This is a genomic window from Pseudomonas sp. GM50 (assembly GCF_000282375.1).
Classification (GTDB): Bacteria; Pseudomonadota; Gammaproteobacteria; order Pseudomonadales; family Pseudomonadaceae; genus Aquipseudomonas.
Map to the genome: position 1 here is coordinate 52425 of NZ_AKJK01000122.1, position 10179 is coordinate 62603.

Annotated in this window: 8 protein-coding genes; 6 read left to right on the plus strand and 2 right to left on the minus strand. The window is 60.0% G+C overall.

Going from position 1 to position 10179, the window contains the following annotated elements; all coding sequences use genetic code 11:
• Positions 1-188: 188 nt before the first annotated feature.
• Positions 189-1592, minus strand: coding sequence for a heavy metal sensor histidine kinase (locus PMI30_RS02920; RefSeq protein ID WP_008014323.1), 1404 nt, complete (start codon positions 1590-1592; stop codon positions 189-191).
• Positions 1589-2263 (minus strand): heavy metal response regulator transcription factor, encoded by a 675-nt coding sequence (locus tag PMI30_RS02915; protein WP_008014325.1) that lies wholly within the window; start codon positions 2261-2263, stop codon positions 1589-1591. Before PMI30_RS02915 ends, PMI30_RS02920 begins: the two co-directional genes overlap by 4 nt.
• Positions 2264-2730: 467 nt before the next feature.
• Here PMI30_RS02915 and PMI30_RS02910 point away from each other — a divergent pair, with 467 nt between their 5' ends.
• The 6 genes from PMI30_RS02910 (at position 2731) to PMI30_RS02885 (ending at position 10115) form a co-directional block, all read left to right on the plus strand.
• Positions 2731-3990, plus strand: a complete 1260-nt coding sequence (locus PMI30_RS02910) for a TolC family protein (RefSeq protein WP_008014326.1) — start codon at positions 2731-2733, stop codon at positions 3988-3990.
• Between the two features lie 49 nt (positions 3991-4039).
• Positions 4040-5233, plus strand: a complete 1194-nt coding sequence (locus tag PMI30_RS02905) for an efflux RND transporter periplasmic adaptor subunit (RefSeq protein ID WP_008014330.1) — start codon at positions 4040-4042, stop codon at positions 5231-5233.
• Positions 5234-5271: 38 nt separating this feature from the next.
• The gene (locus PMI30_RS02900; protein ID WP_008014331.1) at positions 5272-8424 is read left to right on the plus strand and encodes a CusA/CzcA family heavy metal efflux RND transporter; all 3153 of its coding nucleotides are present in this window, start codon (positions 5272-5274) and stop codon (positions 8422-8424) included.
• A 225-nt stretch (positions 8425-8649) separates the two neighbouring features.
• A complete protein-coding gene (locus PMI30_RS02895; protein ID WP_008014333.1) occupies positions 8650-8850 on the plus strand; it encodes a co-regulatory protein PtrA N-terminal domain-containing protein in 201 nt (66 codons plus the stop codon).
• Between the two features lie 79 nt (positions 8851-8929).
• Positions 8930-9262, plus strand: coding sequence for a DUF2790 domain-containing protein (locus tag PMI30_RS02890; RefSeq protein WP_032836264.1), 333 nt, complete (start codon positions 8930-8932; stop codon positions 9260-9262).
• A 472-nt stretch (positions 9263-9734) separates the two neighbouring features.
• Positions 9735-10115: a DUF6124 family protein gene (locus PMI30_RS02885; protein ID WP_008014337.1), complete on the plus strand. Its 381-nt coding sequence runs from the start codon at positions 9735-9737 to the stop codon at positions 10113-10115.
• Positions 10116-10179: the final 64 nt, after the last annotated feature.

Here is a 10179-nt window from a genome sequence, read left to right on the forward strand (position 1 = left end):
TCAAGGCTTCTGTGCCTGCCAATTCGGTCAAGTCATTACATTAATGTCGAAGGCGGGATCGGGATGTAGGACGCGGCTGATTCACCCGCGAGACGATTCTGGAAAGGGGGATGAGACTGGGAAAGGCAGGCTGGGCTAACCCAAAATTGCTAAATCTGTGTGCTGGGCAACCAATGGGTCGGCGACATTTATTCCTCGGGGGCGGGAAACCCCAATCGAAACACCGTCACGGTTCCCGGCAAGCTCTTGGCCTCGGCCACCCCCTGATGCAGGCTCATGATCGAACGCACGATGGCCAGGCCCAGTCCGGTGCTGCCTTGCGAGCGGGAGCGGCTGCTGTCGACCCGGTAAAAGCGGTCGAACAGATGCGGCAGATGCTGCGCTTCGATGCCTGCGCCGGGGTTGCTGACCCGCAGCGAAACCTCAGTCGCCTCTTGTTCAATGTGTAGCGAAACCGTTTGCCCGGCCGGGCAGTGGCGCAGGGCGTTGGACAGCAGGTTCGAGATCGCCCGTTGAATCATCAGGCGGTCGCCCCGTACCCGCGCGCTGGCGCCGGTCACGCTCAGGCTGATGCGTTTGTCTTGCGCCGACAAGGAAAACAGCTCGGCCACTTTCTCGGCTTCTTCTTCCAGGGCGACCGACTCGAAGGACGTGAGCGCTGCCGGGTTACTGGCCTGCGCCAGAAACAGCATGTCCGAGACAATCCGCGCGACACGCTCCAGTTCTTCGGTGCAAGACACCAAAACGTTCTTGTACTCCTCGGTCGTGCGTTCCCGGGACAGCGTCACCTGTGCCTTGCCCATCAGATTGTTGATCGGCGAACGCAATTCATGAGCCAGATCATCGGAGAACTGCGACAACTGCTGCACACCATTGTCGAGGCGATCGAGCATGAAGTTGATCCCCCGGGCCAGCTCACTGAGTTCCTGAGGCATGTCGAGCACCGACAGCCGATGGCCGAGGTCTTGCGTCGAGACCATCGCCGCCACTTTGCGAAACTCGCGCAGCGGCGTCAGCCCCCGCTGTACGGCGGCCCAGGCACTGAGGCCGATGAAGATCAGCAGCAACGGCAAGGCAATCAGTGTCGAGCGCAGATAGGCGTTGAGCAACGCCTGATTGTGGGCATCGTCCATCGACAGCAGCACCGGGATGCGGGTGCCGTCCTTGATGCGGATCAACCGAGAGGCGGTCAGGTAGCGCTTGTCTTGGTCGTCGGTGCTGCTGGAGAACCCCGGTTGTTCGTTGGCGGCCAGCACGGCCTTGCGTTCCAGGCGCGGGTCGGCCATGCCGGAGCCGGATTTCAACAGCGGTGTGCGTAAGTTGGTGCGGTCATAAATCGTCAGAGTGAGGTTGTCATGGCCCATGACCTGATCGAGCAAAATGTGCGGCGCCGAACGAATTTCCGCGGAATCGGCATACAGCGACAGGCTGTGTTCCACCTGTTCCATCTTCTGGGCCAGGCTGTTTCTGGATAACGCGTTCAACTCATGGGTCAGGGCGAAATACGCCAGGATCGCCAGAAACACTACCAGCAGCGCCCCGAGAATACTCACCGTCAGCCCCAACCGCATTGACAGGCTGGCCGGCTTCATTCCCGTGCCTCCAGCACATAGCCGACACCGCGCAGGGTATGGATCAGTTTGCTGTCGAACGGGTCGTCGATCTTGGCGCGCAAACGCCGGATCGACACTTCGACCACGTTGGTGTCGCAGTCGAAATTCATGTCCCACACCAGCGAAATGATCTGGGTGCGGGTGAGCACTTCCCCGGACTGGCGCATCAGCAGATGCAGCAGGGCGAACTCCTTGGTGGTCAGGTCGATGCGCTGCTCGCCGCGAAAGGCGCGGTGGCGCCCAGGATCGAGTTCCAGATCGGCGACTTTGAGCACTTGCGGCACCGGGATGTTTTCGCTGCGGCGCATCAGCGTGCGGACCCGCGCCAGCAATTCCGGAAACTCGAATGGCTTGACCAGATAATCGTCGGCACCCAGATCCAGGCCGCGAATCTTGTCGGCCAGACGGCCACGCGCGGTGAGCATCATCACCCGGGTGGAGTGGGTACGACGCAGTTGTTCAAGCACACCCCAGCCGTCCAGCTCCGGCAGATTGACGTCCAGTATCACCAGGTCATAAACCTGTTGTCGGGCCAGATGCAGTCCATCGGCACCCGTGGCCGCGTGGTCAACGATATAACCACTTTCCGTCAGTCCCTGATGTAAGTATTCGGCAGCTTTAAGCTCGTCCTCGACGACAAGGATTCGCATGGTTAATCACCACTTTTATTTAATGGATATTTAATTAAGGTGGCCGGGGAAGTTGTTGTTTTTGTAGGGGAGGCCGGACGGGTTTTAATAACGACTAGAGGTTGTGAGTTTCTGGTTTCCTACAGAGGTTTCCCTGTGTGATGGCGTGCAAGGTAAAGGCTGTAGTGGCTACAGAGTCAACTGAAATGCTGGGTCTTGAGCCCTTAAAATGGCGATCTGCGACAGCCTGTCGCAGCAGGCAAGCCTGAATGCCCATGCCCCGCATTCAGGCAAGGGCTGTTCGGCAGATAACTACCGTGTATTTGTTTCCATGTATTGCTATGTCGCTTTTCGCACTTCGCATCCTAAATCAAAACAACTTCCACATGCCGTGGATAACGTATTTGTAATGTTTCAGTCACCTTGTCGATAAGTTCAAAACCCTACCGTGGCGGCATCAAAGATTCTTGAATGAAGGAAGTCCTCCATTGCCCGGTTTAAAAGAACTGACGGCGCGATCACGCCTGAAAAAAACAACGAGGACAGTGACGGCCAGCGTTGTGTTGCTGGTCGGCACGGGTCTTGTGCATGCATCGACCCTGACCCTGGATCAAGCCCTGCAAACGGCATTCGCCGGTAACCCGGATCTGGCGGCCGCGCAGTGGGAAATCGGCATCGCCGAGGGTGAGCGCAAACAGGCCGGCCTGATCCCCAACCCCGAAGTGTCGTGGGAGGCCGAAGACACTCGGCGCAATTCGCGAACCACCACGGTGATGCTCAGCCAACCGATCGAGCTGGGCGGCAAACGTGGCGCACGGATCGACGTCGCCAGCCGCGCACAGGACGCCGCCGGGATCGAACTGGAGCGCAAGCGCTATGCGTTGCGCGCCGATGTTATTCAGGCGTTCAACAGCGCCCAGACCGCGCAACAACGCTTGCAGTTGTCCCGCCAGTCGCTGCAACTCGCCGAACACGGTTTGCGCGTCGCCCAAGGACGCATCGAGGCCGGTAAATCATCGCCAGTCGAAGGCACCCGTGCACAGGTGCAACTTTCCGAAGTGCGCCTGGAACTGAGCCGCGCCGAACGCGATCAGGCCAACGCCTATCAGCAATTGGCGCAGGTCATGGGCTCACCGTTGCCCACCTCGACCACCGTGCAAGCGGCCACGCAAAGCATGCCCACCGTGCCACCGCCGACCCGATTGCTTGAGCGTCTGAACGAGACCGCCGAACTGCGTCTGGCCAAATTGCAGATCGATCAGCGCGAAGCCTCATTGGGTCTGGAAAAGTCGCAACGCATTCCCGACCTGACCGTGAGCATTGGCAGCCAATACAGCGAAACCGAGCGCGAGCGGGTCAACGTGGTCGGGCTGTCGATGCCGATTCCGCTGTTCAACCGCAATCAGGGCAACGTGCTGGCGGCGGCCCGGCGCAGCGATCAGGCGCGGGATCTGCGCAACGCCACCGAGCTGCGTTTGCGCACGCAAATCGAGACCACCCTGGAGCAATGGCAGACCGCCAACGGCGAAGTCGCAGCGTTCAACCAGACCATCCTGCCCGCCGCGCAAAGTGCGGTCGACAGCGCCACGCGCGGCTTCGAAATGGGCAAGTTCGGATTCCTCGACGTGCTCGACGCCCAGCGCACCCTGATCAGCGCGCGCAGCCAATACATCCAGGCCGTCAGCGAGGCGACGGATGCCCGAGTACGCATCGAACGCATCTTCGGCGACCTCACCGTCAGCCCTTGAATTTCATCTTTCAGATCACTGCGCGATGGCATGGCGCAGAGGAGTTTCCATGGAAAAAAAACTGATCATCGTTGCAGCAGCGACGTTGGCGCTGGGCCTTGGTATTGGCTCGATGTGGCCGGGCAATGCCTCCATCGACGCTCACGCCGATGAAGCGGCGGAACACGCCGATCACGCTGAAGAAGGTGCAGCAGCCGAGGGTGAACATGCAGAAGAAGGGCGCCTGGAGTTGAGCGCCGAACAGATTGCGGCGGCAGGCATTCAATTGACCGAAGCGCGAGCGCAGAACATCAGCCTCGGCTTGCCATTCCCCGGTGAAGTGCGTTTCGACGAAGACCGCACCGCGCACGTGGTGCCTCGGGTGCCCGGCGTGGTCGAGTCGGTGTCGGTCAACCTCGGGCAGTCGGTGAAAAAGGGCCAGTTGCTGGCGGTGATCGCCAGTCAGCAGATCTCCGATCAGCGCAGTGAACAGGCTGCCGCACAGCGTCGCCTGACCTTGGCGCGCACCACTTATGAACGCGAGAAAAAACTGTGGCAGGACAGGATCTCCGCAGAACAGGATTTCCTTCAGGCCCGGCAGGCGCTGGAAGAAGCCGAAATTGCCCTGGCCAATGCCCGGCAAAAAATCAGCGTACTCAGCGGCAGCGTGGTCGCCACCGGCGGCAATCGCTATGAGTTGCGCGCGCCGTTCGACGGCGTGGTGGTGGAGAAACACCTGACGCCGGGGGAGGTGGTCGACGAAACCGCCAATGCCTTCACGCTTTCGGACCTGTCCCGGGTGTGGGTGACCTTCGGCGTATCGCCCAAGGATCTGACCAAGGTGCAGGTGGGTAAACCGGTCACCGTCAGCGCCCCGGAACTCAATGCCGAAGTCGCCGGCACCGTGGCCTACGTCGGCAGTTTGCTGGGAGAGCAGACGCGCACCGCGACGGTTCGCGTAACCCTGGCCAACCCTAAAGGCGCGTGGCGTCCGGGATTATTCGTGACGGCGCTGGTTGCTACCGACAGTCGCCAAGCCAAAGTCGCCGTACCTGAAACCGCGATCCAGACCGTCGAGGACAAACCCACGGTGTTCGTGCGCACCGACGACGGCTTCAAGGCGCAACCGGTGGAATTGGGCAGTCGCGCGGCCGGTTTGGTGGAAGTCACTCAAGGGCTGGAATCCGGCGTGCAAGTCGCCAGTGCCGGCAGCTTCGTCCTCAAATCGGAACTGGGTAAAGCCTCGGCCGAGCACTCTCACTGAAGACTCCCACCGATCCGTCCCTCGCCGAGAAGGTTCTTATGTTCGAACGCCTGATCCAGTTTGCCATCGAGCAGCGCATCATCGTGCTGCTCGCCGTTCTCCTCATGGCCGGCCTCGGCATCGCCAGTTATCAAAAGCTGCCGATCGACGCCGTGCCGGACATCACCAACGTCCAGGTGCAAATCAACACCGGGGCGGCCGGGTTCTCGCCGCTGGAAACCGAGCAGCGCATCACCTTCCCGATTGAAACCGCCATGGCCGGTTTGCCGGCGCTGGAGCAGACCCGTTCGCTGTCGCGTTCGGGGCTGTCGCAGGTCACGGTGATCTTCAAGGACGGCACCGATCTGTTCTTCGCCCGGCAATTGGTCAACGAGCGTTTGCAGATCGCCAAGGAGCAATTGCCCGAGGGCGCGGAAGCGCTGATGGGGCCGATTTCCACCGGGCTTGGCGAGATTTTCCTGTGGACAGTAGAGGCGCAGGAAGGTGCGCTCAAGGAGGACGGCACGGCCTACACGCCGACCGATCTGCGGGTGATTCAGGACTGGATCATCAAGCCGCAATTGCGCAACGTTCCCGGTGTGGCCGAGATCAACACCATCGGTGGGTTTGCCAAGGAGTACCAGATCGCCCCCGACCCGAAACGGCTGGCGGCTTACAAACTGACCCTCACCGATCTGATCACGGCGCTGGAGCGCAACAACGCCAACGTCGGCGCCGGTTACATTGAGCGCAGCGGCGAGCAGTTGCTGATTCGTGCGCCCGGGCAAGTGGCAAGCACAGACGACATCGCCAATATCGTGATGGCCAATGTCGACGGTACGCCGATCCGGATCAAGAACGTCGCGACCGTAGACATCGGCCGCGAACTGCGTACCGGTGCCGCCACCGAAAACGGTCGCGAAGTGGTGCTGGGCACGGTGTTCATGCTGATCGGCGAAAACAGCCGGACCGTCTCCCAGGCAGTGGCGACCAGGCTTGAACAGATCAACCGCTCCCTGCCCAAAGGCGTGATCGCCGTTGCGGTGTATGACCGCACGCACCTGGTGGACAAAGCCATCGCCACGGTGAAGAAGAACCTGGTGGAAGGCGCGATTCTGGTCATTGCGATTCTGTTCCTGTTTCTGGGCAACATCCGCGCGGCGTTGATCACCGCGATGGTCATTCCGCTGTCGATGCTGTTCACCTTCACCGGCATGTTCACCAACAAAGTCAGCGCCAACCTGATGAGCCTAGGCGCCCTGGACTTCGGCATCATCGTCGACGGCGCGGTGGTGATCGTCGAAAACACCCTGCGCCGGCTGGCCCATGCGCAGCAACATCACGGGCGTTTGCTGACCCGATCCGAGCGTTTCCGCGAAGTGTTTGCGGCAGCCAAAGAGGCGCGCCGACCGCTGATTTTCGGCCAGTTGATCATCATGGTCGTGTACCTGCCGATCTTCGCCTTGAGCGGTGTCGAAGGGAAAATGTTCCACCCGATGGCCTTCACTGTGGTCATCGCGCTGCTGGGCGCCATGCTGTTGTCGGTGACCTTTGTTCCGGCGGCCATCGCGCTGTTCGTCACCGGCAAAGTCAAAGAAGAAGAGGGCGTGGTCGTGCGCGGCGCGCGTCGCGTTTATGCGCCGGCGCTGGCCTGGGTGATGAGCCATCGGGCGCTGGCCGTGGGCATGGCGCTCGGGGTGATTGCGCTCAGCGGTGTGATGACCAGTCGTATGGGCAGCGAGTTTGTGCCGAGCCGCAGTGAGGGCGATTTTGCCTTGCAAGCGTTACGCGTGCCGGGCACCAGCCTGACCCAGTCGGTGGATATACAGCAGCGTCTGGAAACCCTGATTCTCGGCAAAGTGCCGGAGGTCGAGCGCGTGTTCGCCCGTACCGGCACCGCTGAAATCGCCTCCGACCCGATGCCGCCGAACATCTCCGACAGCTACGTGATGCTCAAGCCGAAGGAGCAGTGGCCGGATCCGGGCAAGTCTCGTGAAACGCTGATGGCCGAACTGCAACAAGCCGCCGCGACGCTGCCGGGCAGCAACTATGAACTGTCGCAGCCGATCCAGTTGCGCTTCAACGAACTGATCTCCGGCGTGCGCAGTGATGTGGCGGTCAAGGTGTTCGGGGATGACATGGACGTGCTCAACGCCACCGCGGCGAAGATCGCCGCCGCCATGCAGAAGGTCAACGGCGCGTCCGAGGTCAAGGTCGAGCAAACCACCGGCCTGCCGGTGCTGACCATCAACATCGACCGCGACAAGGCGGCGCGTTACGGGCTCAACGTCGGCGACGTGCAAGACACCATTGCGGTGGCGGTCGGCGGGCGCCAGGCCGGGACGCTGTATGAAGGTGATCGGCGTTTCGACATGGTGGTGCGTTTGTCCGATGCCATGCGCAAGGACATCGAAGGCTTGTCGGCGCTGTTGGTACCGGTGCCGGCGCCCCCGAATGGCGCTGCCGATCAGATTGGCTTCATCGCCCTCAAGGAAGTCGCCAGCCTTGATCTGGTACTCGGGCCGAATCAGGTCAGCCGCGAAAACGGCAAGCGGTTGGTGATCGTCAGCGCCAACGTGCGTGGGCGGGATATTGGTTCTTTCGTTAAAGAGGCGGGTGAGGTGATCGAGCGCGATGTTCAGGTTCCGGCGGGTTACTGGACCCGTTGGGGCGGGCAGTTCGAGCAACTGCAATCGGCGGCCAAACGCTTGCAGATCGTGGTGCCGGTGGCTTTGTTGCTGGTGTTCGGGCTGCTGTTCATGATGTTCAATAACCTCAAGGATGGCTTGCTGGTGTTCACCGGGATTCCGTTTGCCTTGACCGGCGGCGTCATGGCGTTGTGGCTGCGGGACATTCCGTTGTCGATCTCGGCGGGCGTCGGTTTCATTGCGCTGTCGGGGGTGGCGGTGCTCAATGGTCTGGTGATGATCGCGTTCATCCGTAACCTGCGTGAGGAGGGGCGTTCACTCAGTGATGCAATCAATGAGGGTGCGCTCACACGGCTGCGTCCGGTGTTGATGACGGCATTGGTCGCATCCCTGGGCTTCATTCCCATGGCCCTCGCAACCGGCACCGGCGCAGAGGTGCAGCGACCGCTGGCGACGGTGGTGATCGGCGGGATTCTGTCCTCGACCATCCTCACGCTGCTGATACTGCCCGCGCTGTATCAGTTGGCACATCGTCGAGACGAAGACGCAACTTCAACCAAGTAGATGATCCCCCTGTGGGAGCGAGCCTGCTCGCGATAGCGATCTGTCAGTCGGCAATGATGCTGACTGATCCACCGCCATCGCGAGCAGGCTCGCTCCCACATTAGTCCTTTGCCCTGACTCAACAGAGTGGCAGCCACATAACGGATATGTAATCTGCGCGCCACCGTCACGAAAGGTTCGGATTGTTACCTTGACCTCGTTAGTTAATTAAACGAGGAATCAAACATGAAACTTGCACAACTGAGTGCGTTTGCAGCGGCGTTGGTGATGTCTTCTGTTGTTTTGGCTGAAGGTGGCGGCGATAGAGCCTTTGAAAAAATGATGGCGGCCAATGACCGCTCGGTGGAGAAGTTTGTCGCCAAAGAACAGGCGCGTGACCCCGTTGTGTTGAATGAAAAGAAGGACGACAAGACCAAAGACTTGTAAGCGTGTCGCACTTGAACTAGCCCGTCATCGAGCGTCGATGCCGGGCTTTTTTATGAGTCGGGTTTTGAAGGTGCGGAATATGAAGTTGATCAAGTTGATTGCGTTCGCCGGGGTGATGGCGATGTCCATGGATGTGCTCGCTGAAGGTGGCGGTGACAGGACGTTTGAAAAGATGCTGAGCGCTAACACCCAAGCCATGGAGCAATACGCTGCCAGCCAGGGCAAACCTGCGCCGGTGGTGAAAGACTACGAATACGGAATGAAGCTGGATGTGGTGAAAGTGGTGAGCGTTGTGCGGCCGCAAGTTGCCTGCGCCGTAGTACCTGCCGCAATGACCTATGAAGATTCTCAGGGCCAACTTAACACCATCAAATACACAGTGGCGGGGGATTGCCGCAAACGTGGCGGCTGACACGGCTTGCACCTGTGCAAACGCGGGAACTGACACCGGATACCCCTGTAGGAGCTGCCGAAGGCTGCGATCTTTTGATCTTGCTTTTGAAGATCAAGATCAAAAGATCGCAGCCTTCGGCAGCTCCTACACAATCCGTATTTCAATTCGGGATGTTTAAAGGCGTTAGTGCAAACACGGAAGCTTCCCACAATGTTTTCAGGTTGTCCGTCGGACGTTCGCTCTCTAGCCTGTGCACGTCGCTGCCAATTCAGCGATCGGGATTGGAACCCCGAGACCAGTAAAGCGCAAAAACGCCTTTCATGACGTATGCTTGCGCACCTTCATGGTGTGCATGATGTTATGGCGGCTGTGCGCGGGAGACTTTCGAGTCTGCCGGGTTACTCTGGTCCCGGGTTCCAACCTGCGTACAGCTGCCACCCTTCGCGTGGAACCGAATGGGCCAGCTCCACAGCTAGACCGGAGATACACCATGAAAAAGCCAACACCGAACCCTCCCGAAGCAGATACCGCTACGGACACCGCCCCAACATCCCCCTACGCCTCCATCGACTCCAAAAAACTCCACGAAGCCGCCGAACGCGCGCTCGATTACTACCTGAACCCTACCGCCCACGTCATGGCTACGCCCCACACCCCCAACCAGATGTATTTCGCCAATCCCAAAGCCGACACCGAATCCCTGCTGGCCAATGCCAGCGAGTCGTTGTCCTCGGCCACGGTCATGCTCGGTGACTTCGCCGCACTGCTGGAAGGCAGCCATCGCAAGACCCTGCTGGGCATTGCGCAAGTGGTCATGCTGGGGGAACTGGCGGTGAATCAGGCATTGGATAACGTCGAGCCGGCTGCATAACCCTGTGGGAGCGAGCCTGCTCGCGATAGCGGTGGCTCAGCCAATGAAGATATTGGCTGTGCCG

Bases quoted from the DNA above. Each gene is read 5' to 3' on its own strand.
- PMI30_RS02920 (WP_008014323.1), bottom strand. From the start codon at position 1,592: ATGAAGCCGGCCAGCCTGTCAATGCGGTTGGGGCTGACGGTGAGTATT.
- PMI30_RS02900 (WP_008014331.1), top strand. From the start codon at position 5,272: ATGTTCGAACGCCTGATCCAGTTTGCCATCGAGCAGCGCATCATCGTG.
- PMI30_RS02885 (WP_008014337.1), top strand. From the start codon at position 9,735: ATGAAAAAGCCAACACCGAACCCTCCCGAAGCAGATACCGCTACGGAC.
- PMI30_RS02890 (WP_032836264.1), top strand. From the start codon at position 8,930: ATGAAGTTGATCAAGTTGATTGCGTTCGCCGGGGTGATGGCGATGTCC.
- PMI30_RS02895 (WP_008014333.1), top strand. From the start codon at position 8,650: ATGAAACTTGCACAACTGAGTGCGTTTGCAGCGGCGTTGGTGATGTCT.
- PMI30_RS02915 (WP_008014325.1), bottom strand. From the start codon at position 2,263: ATGCGAATCCTTGTCGTCGAGGACGAGCTTAAAGCTGCCGAATACTTA.
- PMI30_RS02905 (WP_008014330.1), top strand. From the start codon at position 4,040: ATGGAAAAAAAACTGATCATCGTTGCAGCAGCGACGTTGGCGCTGGGC.